The 20941-nt window shown below is 53.8% G+C and carries 18 protein-coding genes; 12 read left to right on the top strand and 6 right to left on the bottom strand.

Features of this window, described 5'->3' with window-relative positions:
- Positions 1-8: 8 nt before the first annotated feature.
- Positions 9-932 (bottom strand): LysR substrate-binding domain-containing protein, encoded by a 924-nt coding sequence (locus ACW17M_RS17870; protein WP_009288373.1) that lies wholly within the window; start codon positions 930-932, stop codon positions 9-11.
- A gap of 158 nt (positions 933-1090) precedes the next feature.
- Between ACW17M_RS17870 and ACW17M_RS17865 the strand changes: the two genes are divergently transcribed.
- Positions 1091-2272, top strand: a complete 1182-nt coding sequence (locus tag ACW17M_RS17865) for a M20 aminoacylase family protein (RefSeq protein ID WP_457547882.1) — start codon at positions 1091-1093, stop codon at positions 2270-2272.
- 74 nt (positions 2273-2346) lie between these two features.
- Positions 2347-3861, top strand: a complete 1515-nt coding sequence (locus ACW17M_RS17860) for an AbgT family transporter (RefSeq protein WP_457547881.1) — start codon at positions 2347-2349, stop codon at positions 3859-3861.
- Between the two features lie 7 nt (positions 3862-3868).
- Here the strand turns inward: ACW17M_RS17860 and ACW17M_RS17855 are convergent, their stop codons facing one another.
- Positions 3869-5869: a RecQ family ATP-dependent DNA helicase gene (locus ACW17M_RS17855; protein ID WP_457547880.1), complete on the bottom strand. Its 2001-nt coding sequence runs from the start codon at positions 5867-5869 to the stop codon at positions 3869-3871.
- A 243-nt stretch (positions 5870-6112) separates the two neighbouring features.
- Between ACW17M_RS17855 and ACW17M_RS17850 the strand changes: the two genes are divergently transcribed.
- Positions 6113-7498, top strand: coding sequence for a B12-binding domain-containing radical SAM protein (locus ACW17M_RS17850; protein WP_457547879.1), 1386 nt, complete (start codon positions 6113-6115; stop codon positions 7496-7498).
- A 9-nt stretch (positions 7499-7507) separates the two neighbouring features.
- Entirely contained in the window at positions 7508-8929 is a 1422-nt protein-coding gene (locus ACW17M_RS17845; RefSeq protein WP_457547878.1) for an HD domain-containing protein, read from the top strand.
- Here ACW17M_RS17845 and ACW17M_RS17840 read toward each other — a convergent pair.
- From ACW17M_RS17840 to ACW17M_RS17825, 4 genes are all read right to left on the bottom strand, one after another.
- On the bottom strand, positions 8926-9147 hold the full coding sequence (locus ACW17M_RS17840) for a DUF1653 domain-containing protein (RefSeq protein WP_457547877.1): 222 nt from the start codon (positions 9145-9147) through the stop codon (positions 8926-8928). The genes ACW17M_RS17845 and ACW17M_RS17840 overlap by 4 nt on opposite strands.
- Complete coding sequence (tcdA, locus tag ACW17M_RS17835; RefSeq protein ID WP_457547891.1) at positions 9144-10010, bottom strand: tRNA cyclic N6-threonylcarbamoyladenosine(37) synthase TcdA; 867 nt, start codon at positions 10008-10010, stop codon at positions 9144-9146. Before tcdA ends, ACW17M_RS17840 begins: the two co-directional genes overlap by 4 nt.
- 35 nt (positions 10011-10045) lie before the next feature.
- Entirely contained in the window at positions 10046-10819 is a 774-nt protein-coding gene (locus ACW17M_RS17830; RefSeq protein WP_009288368.1) for a pseudouridine synthase, read from the bottom strand.
- Between the two features lie 116 nt (positions 10820-10935).
- The gene (locus ACW17M_RS17825) at positions 10936-11883 is read right to left on the bottom strand and encodes a LysR family transcriptional regulator (RefSeq protein ID WP_457547876.1); all 948 of its coding nucleotides are present in this window, start codon (positions 11881-11883) and stop codon (positions 10936-10938) included.
- A gap of 184 nt (positions 11884-12067) precedes the next feature.
- Here ACW17M_RS17825 and ACW17M_RS17820 point away from each other — a divergent pair, with 184 nt between their 5' ends.
- The 8 genes from ACW17M_RS17820 (at position 12068) to sodC (ending at position 20811) form a co-directional block, all read left to right on the top strand.
- Positions 12068-13585, top strand: a complete 1518-nt coding sequence (locus ACW17M_RS17820) for an ABC transporter substrate-binding protein (protein WP_457547875.1) — start codon at positions 12068-12070, stop codon at positions 13583-13585.
- Positions 13586-13668: 83 nt separating this feature from the next.
- On the top strand, positions 13669-14586 hold the full coding sequence (locus ACW17M_RS17815; protein ID WP_457547874.1) for an ABC transporter permease: 918 nt from the start codon (positions 13669-13671) through the stop codon (positions 14584-14586).
- Between the two features lie 11 nt (positions 14587-14597).
- A complete protein-coding gene (locus tag ACW17M_RS17810; RefSeq protein ID WP_039860523.1) occupies positions 14598-15509 on the top strand; it encodes an ABC transporter permease in 912 nt (303 codons plus the stop codon).
- Positions 15502-16551 (top strand): ABC transporter ATP-binding protein, encoded by a 1050-nt coding sequence (locus ACW17M_RS17805; RefSeq protein ID WP_457547873.1) that lies wholly within the window; start codon positions 15502-15504, stop codon positions 16549-16551. Before ACW17M_RS17810 ends, ACW17M_RS17805 begins: the two co-directional genes overlap by 8 nt.
- Positions 16548-17561, top strand: a complete 1014-nt coding sequence (locus tag ACW17M_RS17800; RefSeq protein WP_457547872.1) for an ABC transporter ATP-binding protein — start codon at positions 16548-16550, stop codon at positions 17559-17561. Before ACW17M_RS17805 ends, ACW17M_RS17800 begins: the two co-directional genes overlap by 4 nt.
- A 38-nt stretch (positions 17562-17599) precedes the next feature.
- On the top strand, positions 17600-19021 hold the full coding sequence (locus ACW17M_RS17795) for a M20 family metallopeptidase (protein ID WP_457547871.1): 1422 nt from the start codon (positions 17600-17602) through the stop codon (positions 19019-19021).
- Entirely contained in the window at positions 19006-20178 is a 1173-nt protein-coding gene (locus ACW17M_RS17790) for a M20 family metallopeptidase (RefSeq protein WP_457547870.1), read from the top strand. Before ACW17M_RS17795 ends, ACW17M_RS17790 begins: the two co-directional genes overlap by 16 nt.
- An 81-nt stretch (positions 20179-20259) precedes the next feature.
- Positions 20260-20811 carry a superoxide dismutase [Cu-Zn] SodC gene (sodC, locus tag ACW17M_RS17785; protein ID WP_457547869.1) on the top strand — a complete coding sequence of 184 codons (552 nt, stop codon included), beginning with the start codon at positions 20260-20262 and terminating at the stop codon, positions 20809-20811.
- The last annotated feature ends 130 nt before the right edge of the window (positions 20812-20941 follow it).

The following is a 20941-nucleotide window of genomic DNA, read 5'->3' as shown; positions in this document are numbered from 1 at the left end:
GGCGATTTTTAGCCAAACATTTTGAGGCTTTCGAAAATTTTCTGCTCGACTAACGCGATCAGCTCAGCATTGATGTTGTTGATAGCGGGTTCAAGATCTTTTTCCAGCGGCAAAATAATTTGAAAGTCATAACGAATATCAAACGCGAGCGGGCGAACCACCACGCCCGCTCGCTTTGCATAACAGGCCGATACGGCGTTTAACACCGCAAGACCGGCACCGTTCGCTACTAGTCGGATCGCCATCTCCCCCAGCGAGACTGTCCATATTTTTTTGGGCGAAACGGCATGTTTCCTCAGTCGCTGAGTAATCCGATTACGGCTTTGCTCATTGGGCTCACCACAAATCAGCGTTTCATTGGCGAAATCTTCAATGTCGATAAGCGCTTTAGCTTCCAGCGGATGCCCTGGCGGAATAAGGCACATGCCAGGTAGAGAGTACTGAAAGCTCTGGTAGCGCGGATCGATTCGAGGATCGGTGGTAATGCCAAAATCGAAGCGCTGGGCCACCACTTCCTCCGCTATCTGGCTGGATCGGTAGGAGTAGAGACTAATTTCAAGGTCAGGGAACTGCTCGGCAAGCAGCGTAGCGGCATCTGGCACCAGACTCACCGCAAAAGAAGGCATGCTGACCACTCTTAACTGGCCTGCCACTCTCTCTTTCAGTCGTTCGGCAAACTGTCGCAAATGGTGTAAACCAATATAAACCCGCTCCACCTCGTCATAAAACAGCGTGCCACGCCGGGTCGGGAGCAGGCGATTATTGTGGCGTTCGAACAGATCAAACCCAAGCCGCGCCTCCAACTGTTTTATCAAACGGCTAATCGCCGGTTGTGAAATCAGCATCTTACTGGCGGCTTCCGTAGCGCTACTGGTTTTCATAATCCACATGAAGGCTTCTATCTGGCTGTCCGTAAATCCTCGATAAGCCATAACATTTCGTCATCCTTCAATAAGCAAAAATCAATATATCTGACTAAAAAAGCCAGTATACAGTTAAAGGTAGCTAAAAGACTTCGTCCCAAAACTCAAAGCATAATATTTAGCTATAGCTTAAGTGCTATCGTTTCAATAAACCTAAAGGGCTACCTATGATCGATGAAATTGCGGGTAACAACGCACAGTTCACTGCTTGGCGACAGAATATTCATCAGCACCCGGAGCTGGGCTTTGAGGAGCAGCGCACCGCCAAGTTAGTGGCGGACAAGCTCACAGAGTGGGGATTTGACGAGGTTCATACCGGCATCGCTAAAACCGGGGTCGTCGGCGTACTGCGCGGCAAAACGCTCGCCGCTCGTACCATCGGACTGCGTGCCGATATGGATGCCCTCGCCATGACGGAAAACAATCAGTTCGCTCATGCGTCTCTTAACCAGGGAAAAATGCACGGCTGCGGCCACGACGGCCACACCACCATGCTATTGGCCGCCGCATGGTATCTGGCTAAACATCGCGACTTTTCCGGCACCGTACACTTTATTTTCCAGCCCGCTGAAGAGGGCTTAGCCGGCGCTAAGGCGATGATGGATGATGGTTTGTTTGAGCGCTTCCCCTGTGACCGCGTTTACGGTATCCACAATATGCCGGGAATTCCTCAAGGCGAATTCTGGCTTCGCGAAGGCCCCCTGCTGGCCAGCTCAGACCGCTTCACCATTGACGTTCACGGTAAAGGCGGCCATGCGGCAATGCCGCAGCACACCGTTGATCCGATGCTGATCGTGAGCGCGATTATCAGCGGCGCGCAGTCTATCGTTAGCCGCAATACTGCCCCGCTCGATTCCGCCGTGCTGTCCTTTACCGACCTGCATGCCGGCTCGGGCACCTTCAACGTCATTCCCGATACCGCCACCATGCAGGGCTGCATTCGCTCTTTTAACGACGCAGTACGGGAGCATGCAATTCAACGACTGGAACAACTGGTTGCCAGTACTGCTAAAGCCTACGGCGCCACCGCAACGCTCACCATTCACCCCGGTAGCTACCCGGCCACGGTCAACGACCCGCAAGCCACCCAACTCGCCACCGATGTTGCCCACGCAGTAGTCGGCGATGCAAAGGTCAACCCTGACTGCTTACCGATTTCTGGCAGCGAAGACTTCTCCTTCATGCTGCAAGCCGTTCCGGGTTGCTATGTGTTTCTGGGCAATGGTGTTGAAGGCGAAACCGGTGGTGTAAGTGTTCACAACCCCAGCTATGACTTTAACGACAACATTATCCCGGTGGGCGCCTCTTATTTTGTTCAGCTAATACAGCGTGAACTCCCCTCTCGCTAAGCATTTCAAGAAAGCGCAGTTCAAGAAAGCACACTTCAAGAAGCAGCACTTCCAGATATAAAGCGGAGAACAACATGGAAGCGAACAAACTCTCAACGTCCGGTGGCAACACCGGATTAATGCACCGGATTGCGCGAATAGCCGATGCCCTGCCCCATCCTTTTATTATGTTTTTTATACTTTTTGTCGTCACGCTAGGCCTGTCGGTTGTGATGAGCGTGTGGGTCGAGCCTGCGCGCCACCCTGCCACCGACGAGCTCGTTCAGGTTCGTTCGCTGCTTAGCTGGGATGGGATAAGATTTATGGTGACCGGGGCAGTCACTAACTTCACTAGTTTCCGCCCGCTAGGGCTGGTACTGGTGATGGTATTAGCGCTGGGGCTGATTCAGAAAACTGGCCTCGCCGATGCCACCATCCGACGCATGTTGAGTAATGTGGCGCCGCGCTTTATTACCCCGGCGGTGGTCATCACTTCGATCATCGGCAATCTGGTTTCGGATGCGGCGGTTTTCCTGATTCCCCCTTTGGCCGCCATCATGTTTAAAACTGTTGGCCGGAACCCGATTGCCGGCATTATGGTGGCCTTTATCGCCGTTTTTGCCGGTTTTAGCGCCAATTTCTTTATTGCGGGCACAGATCTGCTGCTATCCGGCATCTCGACGGAAGTCGTTCAGAGCGTTCGCCCCGGCTACGAAGTCAGCGTGGTGTCCAACTGGTTCTTTATGTGTGTCTCGGTGCCGTTAATTACCCTGATTATCACCGTCATGAACGACAAGTATGTCGAGCCCATGCTGGCGCGCTTTCAGGATCAGAGTGATGATGAGAACAAAAGCCACGGCGTACAGTTAACCGACACAGAACGGCGTGCGCTGCGCTACACCGGTATAGCGGCACTGGCCTATATCGCGGTTATCCTGCTGCTGATTCTGCCAGCGGGTTCCGGCTTACGCAGCGCTGAAGGGGGTCTGTTACCTTCGCCCTTTATGAGTGGTTTGGTGCCCATCATCGTGCTGTTCTTTAGCCTGTGCGGCATTGTGTACGGCGTTTCGGTAGGTAAGATCAAACAATCCAGCGATGTGCCGCGCTTAATGGAAGCGGCGATGCGCGATATGTGTGGGTTTATTGTCATCGTCTTTATGGTGGCGCAGTTTATTGCCATCTTTAACTGGTCAAACTTGGCGATTGTCAGCGCAGTGAATGGCGCGGATCTACTGCTGCAAATTAATATGCCTACGGCGCTGGCTTTAGTGTGCTTTATTTTACTGGCCGCCGTCGTGAACCTATTTCTTTACAGTGGCTCTGCGCAGTGGGCGCTGATGGCGCCGATTTTTCTACCCATGCTGATGCTGTTGGGCCTTGAGCCAGAAGCCATCCAAGCAGCGTACAGGGTAGCCGACTCATCGACGAACGTGATTTCACCCATCAACCCCTATCTACCGTTAGTGCTGGCGGTCATTCACCTTTACAACAAGTCGTTTACTCTTGGCCATCTACTGACCATCGCCATGCCCTACTCCCTCGCCGTGTTAACCGGCTGGAGCAGCCTGTTCTTTATTTGGTACTGGCTGGGGTTACCGTTCGGACTTTGATCGGCCTTTATTGTCCCAGCATCGCCTCCGCCCACTCACGCACTTCTGGGTAGGCGCGCTGCTCAAAAACCGCGAAGCCGTTCAGGCTGCGGGCTTTGAGCGGGGTAAACACCGGCATGGTCAAGCCACACAGAAAGTGCGCCAGCCGCTGGGCATTGGGCGGCTGTCCGAACTGTTCGGTGTGGCGCTCAATCAGCGGTGTGGCGTAGCGCTGAAAATCAGCAGCGGTCAGTTCAGGCTCAGGCCGCACATCAGACAGCCTAACAGGATGGCCATAACACACCGAACAGTGGCCACAGCGGCCCTGCTCGGTGTCTGATGGCGCATCAAAAGTGCTATCGCCAAAGTGCTCGGCCAGCCGCCGCGTCAGACAGCTCTCCGACTCAAACAGCGCCAACATAGCCTGCAGCCGCTCAATCTCGATTCGCTCCCGATTCAGGCAATCCTCAAACAGCTGGCTCGCCAATGCCTCAATGGTAAAGTTCGGCTGGCAGATCTCGTAGACGTCAGTCATCCGCTTGCCTTCCAAGGTCAGCCAGCCCTTATCTTGAAAATACTCAAGGGCGGTAATGACGCGAGCACGGGAAGCGTCAATCTGCTGCGCCTGCCCCGCCTGATGTAGGCGGTCAAAATCCACCGTTCCCCAGGTGCGGGCGATAGGAATATTATCGACTAAAAGCCGAACAAAGGCCGCCCGCTCGCCTTCAAAGCGGCTAACTAATTCACTAGGCTCAATGTGATAGCGCAGCCGGTACTCGGCTAGAAATGCGAAGCGCGGGGCGATAATGCCGTGCATTTCCAACCGCACCAGCAGCGTTTTCAGCGGCAGCGGGCGGATATTGGTATCGCGGGAAAGCGTATTGAGCAGCACCTCCCACTGGTGATCCGGCGCTTGGCCTGCCGCAGCGATCTCTTCCAGCAGGCGATAGATACCAGCATATTCAGGGGTATCGCCGTAAACGAAGTTTTCCAGCACCCGCAAGCCATCCCGCCCGGCCAGGGTCAGGCAGGTAGAAGGCAGGCCGTCGCGTCCCGCCCGGCCAATCTCCTGGCTATAGTTCTCGATGGATTTAGGCAGGTCATAATGCACCACGTTGCGAATATCGCCCTTATCGATGCCCATGCCAAAGGCGATAGTGGCCACGATGCAGGGCGACTCGCCGCTCATAAATTGCCGCTGAATCTCATCCCGTCGCTGGGAATCTAGCCCTGCATGGTAGGCCTGGGCAGCGATCCCCTGGGCCGCCAGCGCCTTAGCGACTCGCTCGGCAGTTTGTTGCAGGGTGACGTAAATAATCGTCGGCGCTTCGCTACCCGGCTGCATCTGCGGTTTTAGCCAGTTGATCAGCTGCTGCTGGCGACCTTCCATGGCCGGAGATACCAGCAGTTCAAGATTGGAACGGTAAAAGCCGGTAGTAATCACGTTCTCCGGCGCAATGGCAAACTTTTCACCCATATCGGCTATCACCGCTGGGGTCGCCGTGGCGGTGAGCAGCAGCACCTGAGGGATAGCAAAATCGCGCTGGTAGTCCGGCAGTTTGAGGTAGTCAGGGCGGAAGTTATGCCCCCACTCAGAGAGGCAGTGGGCTTCATCGACCACTAAAAGCGATATTTGAACCTGGCGTAGAAAGTGCCGAAAGCGCTCGTTCTTGAGCCGCTCAACCGAGATCATCAATATTTTCAGCTCGCCGCTCTTGGCGCGCTCCATCACCTCACGGGTGGTGTCTCGATCTTGGGTGGAGTCAATGCTTGCAGCTGCCACGCCGCGGCGGGCCAGAAACGCGAGCTGATCCTGCATCAACGCCAGCAGCGGCGACACCACCAGGGTTAAATGCGGTAGATGAAGCGCTGGAAGCTGGTAGCACAATGACTTCCCCGCGCCGGTAGCGAAAATCGCCGCCGTGGAGTGCCCATCCAGCACTCTTGACACCACCGCCTGCTGGCCGCCACGAAAGTCGTCAAAACCGAATACTTCTTTCAGCGTTTGCTGGGGTGATAGCGTGGGCATTGAATATTCCTAAGATTAGGTCATGAGTTAAAGCAATAACCTAATGCGTTCAAGGCACTTTCTCCAGCTTAGTAAGAGAAAGTCCATATCAAAAAAGCATTAGCCTGCTGTGTTTGTAGAGACGACAGAGCTTTGTAACCACAAAACTGCTTCTAAAACAACGCCCAAAAATTGGTCTATTCCTTGAATAGCAAAAAGGTAAAACCATGTATTCTTAGCTTCTCATTGTTTTTGTGAATCCTCATGAATCGCTCAAATTACGTCGTTTTTGTCTCTGCAGGTCTAATTTCTCCGAAAAAAAGAGATCACGTACTAGCTCGTCGACAGCTCTACCTAAATTATGGGGCTTTATCTTTAGCCACCAAGCTACATTACTTAGGCCATAAGACAGTGCTGATCCACGGGGATCATATGCTTCCAGGTCAGGTACTAGCGGAGATGAAAGCGTCAGGTAAGTTCCCATCTAAATACCCTCTAATGCTCTCAATTCCGAGCTTCTACGCTCTATCGTGGGCACAACAATTTTGTCAGTTAGCAAAAGCTGCAGATCCAGATTGCAAGCTGGTTGTTGGCGGGCGTTGGGTCGTCGGCCCAGATCCAGCATGGTTGCAAACGAAGCTCCCAGAAGTAGATACACTAGCGCCAGGGCTTAGCGAACCCTATATTGTGGGATTTCTAAATGGTAATCAGATACTCAACCATATTGAAGCGCCTACGCCGAATTTCACGCTTAACCATCAACTAGTCGAAAACTATTCCCATTATCAGCCAAGCATTGAGGCCTCCAGGGGATGTGGGATGGGGTGTATGTTTTGTGAAGAACGTAACATACCGATTGAAAAGCTAGTTTCTCCTTTAAATATAGCTAAATCTCTATCACAAATTCAAGAGCAATACGGTGGTGAAAAAATCCACCCCTATTTTCAGTCATCAATGTTTTTACCTACCTCAAAATGGGCTGCTAGTTTAGCAGAGAACACCCGAAGATTAGATCTCGATATCAGCTGGAGGACTGAGACTCGTGTTGATGTGATGCAAACTTCAACAGTAGAAAGCTTAGCTGAAGCTGGTTTAAAAATTCTGGACTTAGGATTAGAAACAGCATCACCGAAACAAATACTTTCTATGGACAAAACGGACAAACCAGATCGATATCTCCGCAAAGCCGAAGAGCTATTAGAAGCCTGCAAAAAAAATGGAGTTATGGCAAAGGTAAATGTTTTGCTATATGCGGGAGAAACAGAATCTACTTTAAAAGAAACGCAAGATTGGCTAGATCATAATTCATCAAACATAACAGGTGTCTCTGTAGGCCCAGTTATTGCTTACGGGCCTCCCAAAACGGCAGAAGTGCTTATTAAAGATTGGATTGTACTTGGAGCTAGACCGATTGATAACAACAGTGCTGATCAGACAGGTATTACTATGATGCACCTTAGCAAAGATATAGATTCAACAGAAGCTGAGTCAATCAGTTTGAACTTATCTCGCAGGTACATGAATGCTGACGATTATTTCGCACTAAAAAGCTTCTCATACTACCCACGAAACTATAGCCGCTCTGATTTTTCTCGTGATATTGAAGCGTCTGAAAAAAACAATCTTCCATTCTCAACTCAAAATAAATGAGATAAAAAAATGACAATCAAGATGATAAAAGACCCAATACATGGCTTCATTGAGTTTGAAGGCGACTCAGAAAATAATTTAAAAGATATGCTATCTGACCCCTTCGTTCAGCGTTTACGTCGAGTTAAACAGCTTGGTTTCTCTGATAATATTTTTCCTTCAGCCACTCATTCAAGATTTGCTCACTCTCTTGGGGTGTATGCTGTTGCGAAAAAAATGCTCTCGATAGTGGAACCGAATGCACATCAAGGGAAATGGTCTAACGATGGACAAGCCTGCCTAGCTGCAGCACTTCTTCATGATGTTGGGCATGGCATGTTTAGTCATGCATTTGAAAAAGCAATGGCCTTATTTTTTGAAAGGAATCCCAACCTAATTAATAGCAATCTTAAACTTCAAGATGCTGTGAAGCATGAAAAAATTAGTTCTCGAATCATATTAGAATCATCAGTTAAAGAGCATCTAATAAATCTAGGTGGAGTCGACTTACCTAATCATGTTGCTAGTATAATTAATAAAACTGATAGAAGTTGTATCTATACTTCAATTGTATCCAGTCAAATTGATGCTGATAGACTAGATTACGCAAAACGTGACCCTTATTTCGCAGGCGTCTCTTCAGGTGGTGTAGATCTAGACTGGTTAATTCGGAACCTAGAGATTGGCGAAAACGGGGATGATAAATTCCTTTATGCCAAAAGCAAAGCTTATATCTCTTTAGAGCAATTCACAGTTACGCTATTCCAGCTATACCCCACTCTTTATTTACATAAGAGAACTCGTGGCCTGGAGTACATGTTTGCTCTTCTACTCAGTAGAGTTTTTGAGCTCATAGCTGAAGGGAATGAAAAAAATGCGGGTATTAATGAACAGCATCCACTAGTTACCTTCTTCCACCAACCAGATAAACTTGATAATTCCTTATTACTTGATGATTCACTTTTCTGGGGTTCTTTATATTTATTTAAAACTGCTCACGATCCAACAATTAATAAAATAGCAAATCGCATTGCCTCAAGAAAAATCTATCGAGCTCATGATGTTTGGAAAATTGCAGAACGGATAATCCCAAGCAACCATCCAATAAAAAAAGAAGATGCCATAAAACGCATAGAAATAATAAATAAAATTTGCCAAGAGGCTTGTGAAAAATTAAAAGAAACAGCCATTTTCAAAGAAAAAAATTGTTATTACGACACCTATGGAAGACCAATCTATAAGCCTGAGTACGTTTTAGGTGGCGACCCTCAACAAATAAATGTGGAAATAGGTGGAGAGATTTTAGATATAGCATCAATATCACCTATTGTAGCAAGCGCCGCTTCTTTTAAAATTCACCGAATTTATTTTGATGATGAGATAGCAGGGCTTGATGATAATATTGAAAATATTATTGTAGAACATATCAAAACAGCCCTAAAAGAATGTTAATTAAAAGCCTTTTCCAGCGCAAAGCGAGGCTCTGTGTGGCCCTCTTTCGTCACGCTTTCCGTAAACATCTCAAGCGGGCGCACCCAGAGGCCGTAGTCGCCGTAGAGGGCACGATACACCACCAGCGGCTCTTCGCTTTCGCTGTGTTGGGCAGTGCCAAGCACTTCGTAGAGGCTGCCTTTGTAGTGGCGGTAAATACCGGGAACGGGGGTGGTCATGAGCTCTCCTCTTGGGTGGCGTTTGCGACAGCTGTCTGGTTGGCTTTTTTGGCCAGGCGCTCCAGCACTTTGGAGGCGGCCACAAAGCCAAAAGTGCCGGTCAAAAAGGTAGCGGCACCAAAGCCCGAAGCGCAGTCCAACCGGGTGGCGTCGCCGCTGCCGGGCTTTTGCAGGCAGACTTCACCGTCGGCGCCGGGGTACACCAATTGCTCATCGGAGTAGACGCACTCCACTGAGAAGCGCCGTTTAGGGTTACGGGAGAAGCCGTAATCCCGACGCAGCCGCGAGCGCACTTTGGATAGCAGCGGGTCGTGCTCGGTACGGGTGAGATCCGCCACTTGAATACGCGTCGGGTCGGTTTGCCCGCCCGCAGCACCGGTCACGGTAATCGGTATTTTGCGTCGCTTGCACCAGGCGATCAGGGCAGCCTTGGCAATCACGCTGTCGATGGCATCCACCACGTGGTCAGCATCGTCGGGAATCCGCTCGGCCAGGTTGGTAGGTGTCACGAAGGCAGTATCCGCCACAATCTCAATTTCCGGGGCAATCAAGCGGCAGCGCTCGGCCAGCACATCAACCTTGGGCTGACCGATAGTACCATCCAGTGCGTGGAGCTGGCGGTTGACGTTGGAAACGCAGACGTCGTCCAGGTCGATCAACGTCAGCTTGCCAATGCCCGAGCGTGCCAGCGCCTCTACCGTCCAACTGCCTACCCCGCCGACACCCACCACCACCACGTGGGCATGACGAAATGCCTCGGCTGCACGCTGGCCATAAAGACGGCGAATGCCGCCAAAGCGAAAATCATAATCTGCAGAAGGAGGTTTCACGTTAGCCGTAGGCACAGGCGAGGCGGACGGCATGCTCGATGGAGTAGCTGAGGACATCACAAACTCACTCATAACGCTTGAAGGGCGGAAGGCGTGGTGTGGGGCGGCGTGCGCACGCTATCCAGCGGTAAATGCCCCGCCCAGCCAAGCTGGTTAAACAGCGCGATCATGGTGTCATCCAAGGCACAGCTCAATTGTACACGCTTGTCTAACAGCGGATGGTCAAAGGCCAAATAGGTCGCGGCGAGCAGTAAGCGCGGAGCCTTCATCTGCTCGGCAAAAAAGCGGTTGTGGACACTTTTACCGTGCTTGGCATCGCCAATAATCGGGTAGCCACGCCGGGAAAGATGGCGGCGAATTTGATGGCGGCGCCCGGTCATCGGCCGCGCCTCTACCAGGGAGTAGCGCGCCACCGGGTAGCGGTCGACCTGCACGGGCAGCTCGACGCTATCCAGGCGGCGAATATCGGTCATCGCGGGCATGGCGGGCATTTCCGCCTTGGGGCGCGTACCGTCCTCTTCCCTTAGCGGGTAATCCAAACGTTCATTTTCCGGTGCTTTACCGCGCACCACTGCCAGGTAGCGCTTTTCCACCTGGCGCTCGCTAAACGCATCGCTGAGCAGGCCAGCCACTGCCGACGAGAGAGCAAATACCATTACCCCAGAGGTCGGCCGATCCAGCCGGTGAACGGGGTAAACCCGCTTGCCAAGCTGGTCGCGTAAGCGTTGAAGCAGAAATTCGGTTTCACCACGCGCCAACGCCGAGCGATGCACCAAAAGCCCTGACGGCTTATGCACCGCGACGAGATACTCATCCTGATAGAGGATGTTGAGTGGCGTCATAACGCTCCCCGGTTAAAGCTAACAATCTAAACAGGGCGCCATTGTCGCGGCTTGGCCGTGAGATGTCATCCGCGCAATACGCTATTCACGCCAGCGCTTGCTAAGAAGGCAGGTGATCAGCAGTTAATTGTTGGTGGAGTAGGAAAGAGCGGCAGTTGCCCAGGCGGAATATGCTCTTTTAGAAACGCTAAAAATGCCTGCGTCGCCGTCGGCAATGTGCGCTTGGCAAGGGTCTGGACTTCAATAAAGCGGGAATCCATGCCCTGGTCTCGAATAGGAATCGCCACTAAGCGCTGTTGCTGAATGCGGTAGCGCACCGATATTTCCCCTGCCAGCGCCACACCGCCCCCGAGCATGGCGAAGTTAATCAAAGCCTCGGTGTAATCGCTACTAAAAATGGATTCAAACGCCAGGTTTTGACGGCTACAGCAGATATCAAACAACTGGCGCAGGGTCGTGTCTGGCGAGGGTAACGCCAGCGGATAGCGCTGAAGCTGCGCCAGCGAGATATGTTTTTTAACGGCAAGCTCATGGTGCGGAGAAACCAGCGCCATAATGGGCGCGGGCTGCCTAAGGGCAACGGTAATATCCGCCTCAGGCTTGAGGCTAAAAGTAATGCCGATATCTGCATCGCCTTCCCTTACATACCGAGTCGCTTGGGCGGGCGCCCCCACCATCAGGTGGAAATGTATACCGCTGTAACGCTTGCGAAAAGCCGCGATTGCCGCGGGTAAAAAATCCACGGCAAAGCCTTCCGAACTAGCCAAACGTACCTTGCCCCGCTGTAACCCACGCAAGGCCATTATTTCGCTGCCAATACGGTCTGCCTCAAGCTGCATATGGCGGGCATGCATCGCCAGCAACTCCCCTGCCGCGCTGGGCACCATACCGCGCGCACGGCGCTCAAACAGTAGCGTATCCAGCTCGCTTTCCAGCCGGGCAATCTGACGGCTAATGGCGGAGGGCGCCACATTTAGCTTCCCTGAGGCTTCACTAATAGAGCCACAGCGAACCACCTCGAGAAAGTAACGTAACGCCGTTTCTTGTAACACGCGTGGATTCATAGTGGCTCCCCCTCGCCATAAGAATTGCCAAAATGGCAATGATAAGTTCTAAACATTGCACTTGTGGCACGCCTAAGCAATAGATTAGTTTTAATCCAAGGCGGCGGCTCATCTAACAAAATAATAGCCTCGCTGGTACGCCAAACGCTCATAACCTTCCTTTATTAAAAAAACGAGGTATGGCATGCAAACACCCAGAACTCTCTACTGCGTTACATCACTTGCTTTACTCAGCATCGCGACACCCACCTTGGCTGGCAAGGCCAACGATACGCTGGTCTATGCCTCTGACAGCGAACCCGAGAACGTCAGCCCCTACCACAACAACCTGCGCGAAGGGGTTATCCTCGCCCATTTGGCCTGGGATACGCTGATCTACCGCAACCCGCAAACCAACGAGTACGAGCCGCGCTTGGCCACCGAATGGGAATGGGCCGATGATAAAACCCTGGATCTTGTGCTGCGCGAAGGCGTGACCTTTCACAACGGCGAAGCCTTCAACGCTGATGATGTGGCATTCACCTTCAACTACGCGGTATCCCCCGAATCGCGAGTGGTGACACGCCAAAATGTTGACTGGATCGAAAGCGTTGAGAAGCTTGATGACTACCAAGTGCGCATTCACCTCAAAGAGCCTTTCCCGGCAGCCCTTGAGTACCTTTCCGGCCCGATGCCGATTTACCCCGATGAGTATTTCCAGGAAGTGGGTATCGAGGGTTTTAGTCGTGAGCCCGTAGGTACCGGCCCTTACCGGATTACCAACGTCCGCCCCGGGGATGGGGTTAGCCTGACACGCTTTGATGACTACTTTGCCGACAGTCCCATTGGTCAGCCGGAGATCGCCAATATCGAGTTCAAGGCCATTGCCGACGCGGACTCACGTATGGCGCAATTAATGTCTGGTCAAGTCGACTGGATTTGGCGCGTGCCGTCGGATCAAGCTGAGTCGTTAAGCGCTATGCCACAGCTTAGCGTGCTAGGCGGCGAAACCATGCGAGTCGGTTATATCGGCCTGGATGCCGCGGCCCGAGAAGATTCACCGCTAAATGACCTTCGCGTACGCCAAGCCATCAATCATGCGATGAACCGGGAAGGGCTCGCTAACGACCTAGTACGCGGCGGCAGCCAGCCCCTCTACGCCCCCTGCTTCCCGACTCAGTTTGGCTGTGAAACACAAGACGTTATTGAGTATGAGTACGACCCTGACAAAGCCCGCGAACTACTCGCCGAGGCCGGTTACGCCGATGGCTTCGACATTGACCTTCATGCCTACCGTGAACGGGATTACGCCGAAGCAATGATTGGCGACCTACGCGCCGTAGGTATTAATGCCAACCTGCGTTTTATGACCTCCCCCGCGTTGCTGGAGCTCCAGCGTAACGGCCAAACCGATATGTCGTTCAAAGCCTGGGGCTCCTTCTCTATTAACGATGTCTCGGCTTTCGTCAGCGTTTATTTCACAGGCGGCATTGACGATCTCTGGCAGGACACCCAGGTGCAGGAGTGGCTGCAGGTCGCCGATACCTCGGTAGATCCTGATGTGCGCTTAGAGCACTACCAAAAAGCGTTCGCCCGCATCTCCGAGCAAGCGTACTGGGCACCGCTGTTCTCCTACTCTACCTACTACGCTCACACCGCTGATCTCGACTTCACCGCCTACCCTGACGAACTCCCCCGTTTCTACGAGGCGAGCTGGAAATAACGTTACCGATGGCATCTGATCGAGTTAACGGCAGCCGTGTAAATCACCACGGCTAGCCTTCCACAGCGAGGGAGTGATGCTTTATGTGGGCATTTGTTTTCAAGCGCACGCTAATAGCGCTTAGCGTCGCTCTGACTATTTCGGTTCTCTGCTTTAGTCTGCTGCAGCTCTCGGGTGACTTGGCACTCTCCATTGGCGGCCCCGAGGCCACCGCTGAACAGGTCGAGCAAATTCGTATTGAGTACGGCCTGGATCGCCCGGTGATAGAGCAATTTACCACGTGGCTATGGGGAGCGGTGCAGCTCGACTTTGGACGCTCTTACTACTACCAGAGCGAGGTCATGGATCTGGTCGTTGAGCGACTACCGGTAACGATGACCCTAGGAATATTGGCGTTGGCGATTGCGTTAGGCGTGTCTATTCCACTGGGCGTTGTGGCCGCGCTCAAGCGTGGCAGCTGGATAGACCGCGCGGCCATGGCGATTGCGGTCACCGGCCAGGCAATGCCCAACTTCTGGTTTGGCTTAACGCTGATCATCGTGTTTGCCGTCAAGCTGCAGTGGTTTCCAGCCGCAGGTAGCGATAGCTGGCAAGGCTTTGTGCTACCGGCCGTTGCACTGGGCTATTACGCCACCCCCGCCATGATGCGCCTGACCCGCAGCGGCATGCTGGAAGTACTGGAGGCAGACTACATTCGCACCGCCCGGGCCAAGGGTCTGCGCACCGGCACGGTGATCTTCAAACACGCCTTGCGCAATGCGGTGATCCCGGTGGTCGCGCTGGCCGCCGTGGAGCTCGGGTTTATGCTCGGCGGGTCAGTGGTTATCGAAACAGTGTTTTCACTACGCGGGCTGGGGCAGTTGGCGTGGAACGCTATTTCACGCAATGACTATCCGGTCGTTCAGGCCATCGTACTGATCATTGCGCTGTTCTATATCGTGTTGACGCTGCTGGCCGACATTCTCAACGCAGCCCTCGACCCACGCCTGCGCGCGCGCTAACGGAGAACACCATGACAGACTCTCTTACCCCATCGGCTACCGCGCTACAAAGCCAATTAACTCCTGCTTGGCAGACGCGTCTATGGCGCAGCACGCTCAATAATCGCAGCTTGGCCATCGGCCTCTTAATCATTGCCTCGTTGGGGATTGTGGCGCTTCTAGCACCGTGGCTGGCTCCCCATGATCCCTACTTACAGGACACCGCTAATCGCATGGTGCCGCCTTTTTGGCACGACACCGGTAGCTGGACGCACCCCTTAGGTACCGACCGCCTTGGCCGCGACTACCTGAGCCGCCTTATCTTTGGCGCGCGAATTTCGCTGTTTATTGGGTTGGTGGTCGCGCTGATTTCCGGCCTGATTGGTACCACTCTGGGGGTCTTGGCGGGCTACTTTGGTGGTCGCGTTGATGCGGTGGTGAGTTACCTGCTGACCACCCGCCTGGCCATGCCCGTGGTGTTAGTGGCGCTGGCCATGGCCTCGCTGATCGGCGGATCAATGCTAACCGTTACGCTACTGCTAGGCCTGCTGCTATGGGATCGTTTCGCGGTCGTCGCCCGCTCGGCCACCCAGCAACTGCGCGATGCCGAGTATGTGCAAGCCGCCCAGGCGTTGGGCTGCCCTCTGCCCTACATTCTGCTACGCGAAGTGCTTCCTAACATTGCAGGCGCGTTGATTGTCGTCGCCACCCTTGAGGTCGCCAACGCCATTTTGCTCGAAGCAACGCTGTCATTTCTAGGCATGGGTGTGCAGCCACCCTCGCCCTCCTGGGGGCTAATGATCGCCGAAGGCAAAACCTATATGTTCTTTCAGCCCTGGGTGATTACGATCCCCGGCGGTGCGCTGTTTATGCTAGTGCTGGCGATTAACTTGCTGGGTGATGGACTGCGCGATCTCAGCGCACCGGGAGGCCGCAATGAGTAATCTATCAACCGCTGAGCATTCCGCGGCAACAAGCTCGCCTCTACTGACGGTTAAACAGCTGCGCGTCGACTTGCCCGTGGCAAAGGGCACCCTTCACGCGGTACGGGGTATCGACTTTCACGTTGAGCGTGGAGAAATGCTCTGTCTTGTAGGTGAATCAGGCTGTGGTAAATCCATGACCTCGCTGGCATTAATGGGCCTACTGCCGCGCAAGGCGCAGGTAAACGCCGACTGCCTCAACTTTGACGGCGTTGATCTCCTTACGGTGCCTGAACGCGAGCGCAGCAATCTTCGCGGTGCACGCATGGCGATGATTTTTCAAGAGCCCATGACCGCCCTCAACCCCGCCTACACCCTGGGCAATCAGCTCTGCGAAGCCCTGCGCCGCCACCAGCGGGTATCGAGTCAAGCGGCCCACGATCGCGCCCTCTATTTGCTTAAACGAGTCGGCATTAGCGCTGCAGAAGAGCGAATGCGCCAATATCCCCACCAGCTTTCGGGCGGGTTGCGCCAGCGGGTGATGATCGCCATGGCACTAATGTGTGAACCCGATTTGATCATCGCCGATGAACCCACCACTGCATTAGATGTGACGATTCAGGCGCAAATCCTGCACCTGCTACGCGACTTACAGCAGGAGTTTGGCACGGCGATCATTTTCATCACCCACGACTTGGGTGTCGTTGCGCGTATCGCCGACCGGGTCGCCGTGATGTATGCCGGCGAAGTGATTGAAACCGCCTCTGCACAGGCCCTCTTTAAAGCCCCCAGCCATCCCTATACCCAAGGTTTGTTGCGCTGCATACCGACGCCCGGCAAGACACTGCCAGGCAGTCGTTTGCAGGCGATCCCAGGCGTAGTGCCCAGCTTGGTAGGCAAAATCGAGGGCTGCGCCTTTTGCAATCGCTGCGATCAAGCGGATGAGCGGTGCCGAACCACGCCCCCCTTACAGGCAGTGGCAGGCGAGCACTTTTCACGCTGCCACTTTGCCCATCAGCTAGCCAGCCCAGCGCCACTAAACGATCAGGAGGTAACGTCATGACAAACACCACCTCTCCTGCAAACAGTATGGATCCTCTTGCCCTCGAACTCTGCGCGCTGTCTAAAACGTTCAAACTGGGCGGTGGCATGCTACATAAGCCTCAAACCTTAAAAGCAGTCAATGAGGTATCGCTACGCGTTCCGCGCGGCCAGGTGATGGGGCTGGTGGGCGAATCAGGCTGTGGCAAGAGCACCTTGGCCAAGATGCTGCTGGGGCTGACACCCCCTAGTTCAGGCGATGTGCTGATCAATGGCAAAGCGATTGTTAACGCTAACCAAAAGGCACTGGCCCGGCATATACAGCCGATCTTCCAAGACCCTTATTCGTCGCTTAACCCACGCCAGCGGATTGCTCAGATCGTTGGTCTACCGCTACGTATTCACGCGCTAGGCACGCCCCGTGAACAGGCAGCGAAGGTCGATCAGATGCTTGACCTGGTCGGCCTACCCAAACGCGCCGCCCAGCAATGCCCCGGGCAAATGTCAGGGGGGCAGCGCCAGCGGGTGGCGATTGCCAGAGCGCTAATTATGCGCCCTGATCTGGTGATTTGTGACGAACCCACTTCCGCGCTGGATGTATCGATCCAGGCGCAGATCCTCAATCTACTGCTCGACCTTAAAGATGAGTTTGGCCTTACCTACCTGTTTATTAGCCACGACCTCGCCGTGGTCGAACATCTCGCGGACCGGCTCGCGGTCATGTATCTAGGCCAGATTGTCGAAGAGGGTACCCGTGAGCAAATCTTCACCTCACCACGCCACCCATATACCCAAGCGCTACTCGCTTCCGCGTTGACCCCGGAGCCAGGTCTAGGCGTGCCCGACATAGGCCTGGGGGCAGGCCAGCCCGACCCCACTCAGCCACCTTCAGGCTGCGCTTTTCACCCCCGCTGCCCAATCGCTCAACCGCAATGCTCAGAGCAGACACCCAAGCTGAGCGCTATTACGCATGCTTCCGGTCAAGCTTTTGGCAAGGGCAGCCAGGCGCGTGTCGCCTGCCACCTTGCCTAAACATATTTAATCAATATTTAACGTTAAAAGGAGTGCCTATGACGCGCCAACACGCCTTAGATCATGCCAAAGCTTACTTTGACAGCGGCGATTTTTATGACCAGCTTGCCCCGCGCATTGCCATCCGCAGCGAAAGCCAGGAATCGAATAGACAGGAAGAGCTTCACCGCTACCTTACTGAACAGATCATTCCGGATATTGAGCAGCTCGGTTTTAGCTGGGACATTGTTGATAACCCGGCTGAAGGGTTTGGGCCGTTTCTGCTTGCTGAACGCCTTGAGCCAGAAGCCTCGTTCAGCGTATTAACTTACGGTCATGGCGATGTCATCCGCGGCTATGACGACCAATGGGCTGAAGGTCTTTCGCCCTGGAAAATCACCCAGCAAGGGGATCGCTGGTACGGACGTGGCACGGCGGATAACAAAGGCCAGCACACCATCAATTTAGCCGCGCTGGGCTGCGTGCTGAAAGCAAGCAATGGGCGCCTGGGCTATAACGTTAAGCTGGTGCTGGAAATGGGCGAGGAGACGGGCTCCCCTGGCTTAAAAGAGATCTGCCACCGCTACCGTGACCGCCTCGCCGCCGATGTGTTTATTGGCTCAGATGGGCCGCGTTTGAATGCCGACGCTCCCACGCTGTTTTTAGGTTCACGGGGTTCCTTCAATTTCGACCTTAAACTCCAGGCCCGTGAAGGCGCTCACCACTCGGGCAACTGGGGTGGCGTATTAAAAAACCCTGCGGTGCGTCTGGCCAATGCACTCGCCACACTGGTGGATGCCAACGGCGTTATTCAAATCCAAGGCCTACGGCCTGACCCAATACCCGAAGCCGTGCGTAAAGCGCTCGCCGCATTGGAAGTCGGCGTCGGCGACAATGCCCCCACTATCGACACTAACTGGGGTGAGCCAGGACTATCGCCCGCTGAACGACTGTTTGGCTGGAATACCTTAGAAGTACTCGCCATGAAGGCGGGCAACCCGGATGCCCCGGCCAATGCTATTCCGCCAAAGGCCTATGCCCACTGCCAACTGCGTTATGTGGTGGGCAGCGACCAGAACAATTTTCTAGTCCATTTACGCCATCATCTGGATCAACACGGCTATCACGATATTGAGGTAAGCGCTGCGCGCATGTCGCAAATGGCGGCGACACGACTCGATCCTGAAGACCCCTGGGTGGGCTGGGCGTTGGCCTCTATGCAACGCTCCACCCATAAAACGCCGACGCTGCTACCTAATTTAGGCGGCTCGTTACCCAACGATGTGTTTGCCGAAACCCTGGGCTTACCCACGCTATGGGTTCCACACTCCTACCCCTCCTGCTCCCAGCACGCGCCTGACGAACACCTATTGGGGAGCATCGCTTCAGAGGCACTGATCTTAATGGCGGGGCTATTCTGGGATTTGAGTGACCAAGGATCAGACATCATGAGAGAGAAAGCCTTATGCAAGACGAACTAACCCAACAGGTTTGCGCGTGGCTGGAAGGCCAGCAGCAGGCGATGCAAGATTGCCTTGAGGCGTTGGTCAATATCGACTCCAACAGCTATGACAAAGCGGGTACCGATGCGGTTGCCGACCTGATCACTCAGTGGCTTGAGCAGGATGGCATCATGGTTATACGCCACCAGCGCCCTGACTCAGGCGATATTTTGGAAGCTCATCTGGGGGGAACGGGTCAAGGCCATGTCTTACTCATGGGCCACCGGGATACGGTTTTCCCCACCGGTACGGTGGCGGGCCGAGGCTATACCCAGCAAGACAATATCGGCTTTGGCCCAGGCGTTGCCGATATGAAAAGCGGCCTGGTGATGAACTGCTTTGTTATGCGTGCGCTAAGCCGCCTGCCCACCTGCCCCCTACCCGTTCGCGCCCTGTTTACTGCCGATGAGGAAATTGGCTCGCCGGATGGGCGGGCGTTTATCGAAGCGGCTGCCCAGGGGGCACGCGCCGCCTTAAATGTCGAGCCAGGGCGGGTCAGCGGCAATGTGGTGACGGGCCGCAAAGGGGGCGCTGGTTTCTTAATCGAAGTCGCTGGCAAGGCCGCCCACTCGGGGGTTAGCCATGCCGATGGCGCCAGCGCGATAGAAACACTCGCTCGAAAAATCATCAAGCTGCATGCGATAACCGACTATGAGGCAGGCATCACCACCAATGTGGGCACCATCACCGGAGGCGTGTCACGCAATACCGTCGCGCCTTTCGCGTCGGCACAGTTGGACACTCGTTTTGTTACCACCGCCCAGCGTGATCAGCTGTATAAAGCCATTGAGGCGATTATCGCGGAACCCGACATTCCCGGCACTCTTGCGACCATAGAACAAACCTCTGAATTTTATCCTCTCGAAGCGCGTATGAGCAGCGCGCTGTTTGAGCTTTATCAGGTTCAGGCTAAGGCGATCGGGTTTGCTGTTGACGGCGAATTCACTGGCGGCTGTTCTGATGCGGGCTGGACGGCCAGCCTGGGCATTCCCACTCTGTGCGGTCTTGGCCCTGTCGGCGCAAAAATGCACACTGACGAAGAGTACTGTTTGCTGGACACACTGGTGCCGCGCACTCAGGCACTCGCTTCTACGTTATTGAATTTGCAAGATGTATCCTTTGCTTCGGCACGTTAAATTGGCAATGTAACTGCTAGCCAACTACCTTGAGTAAGCAACGCTGCTACAGCGTTTCCATGGATTCGGAAGGAGATCAACATGCGCTATTCAACTATACGTTTCTCAACAACGCTTACCGCTATTGCCGCCTCGCTGCTGCTCGCTACCTCAGCGGCACAAGCCAATGAAACGCTTGATGTCGAGATGCATAAAGTCAGCACCGAGGGTAATGAAGAGTCAATCGGTACCGTATCCCTTGAGCATACGGATCACGGCTTACTGCTGACACCTTCGCTGATGGATCTTGAGCCCGGTGTTTACGGTTTTCACGTCCACCAGAACGCCAGCTGCGACCCTGCCGAGAATGACAGCGGCGAAATGACCGCTGCGCTGTCAGCAGGTGGTCACTATGACCCCGAAGAAACCGGCACGCACCAAGGCCCCTATGGCGAAGGTCATTTAGGCGATCTGCCGGTGCTAACCGTTAATGAAGAGGGAGAAGCCAGTCTACCCGTTCTAGCCCCTCGCCTAAGCATGGAAGATATGCCGGGGCGCAGCCTGATGATTCATGAAGGTGGCGACACCTACAAAGATGAACCCCACCTGGGCGGCGGCGGCACCCGGATGGCCTGTGGCGTCGTTGAGTCTTAAGCTTTACCGTTGTTGTTAATCGACAAAATGGGCAGCCACTCGGCTGTCCATTTTTTTTGCTTACGGCCCACTAAAGTCTAACTGTGATTTTATAGTGGTTATCTGTACATTCAGCTCTGCTAAAGAAGTG

The organism is Vreelandella sp. 2A-K22, assembly GCF_054065485.1.
The sequence above is the reverse complement of the archived record's forward strand: the minus strand, read 5'-3'. Positions and strand labels throughout refer to the sequence as shown.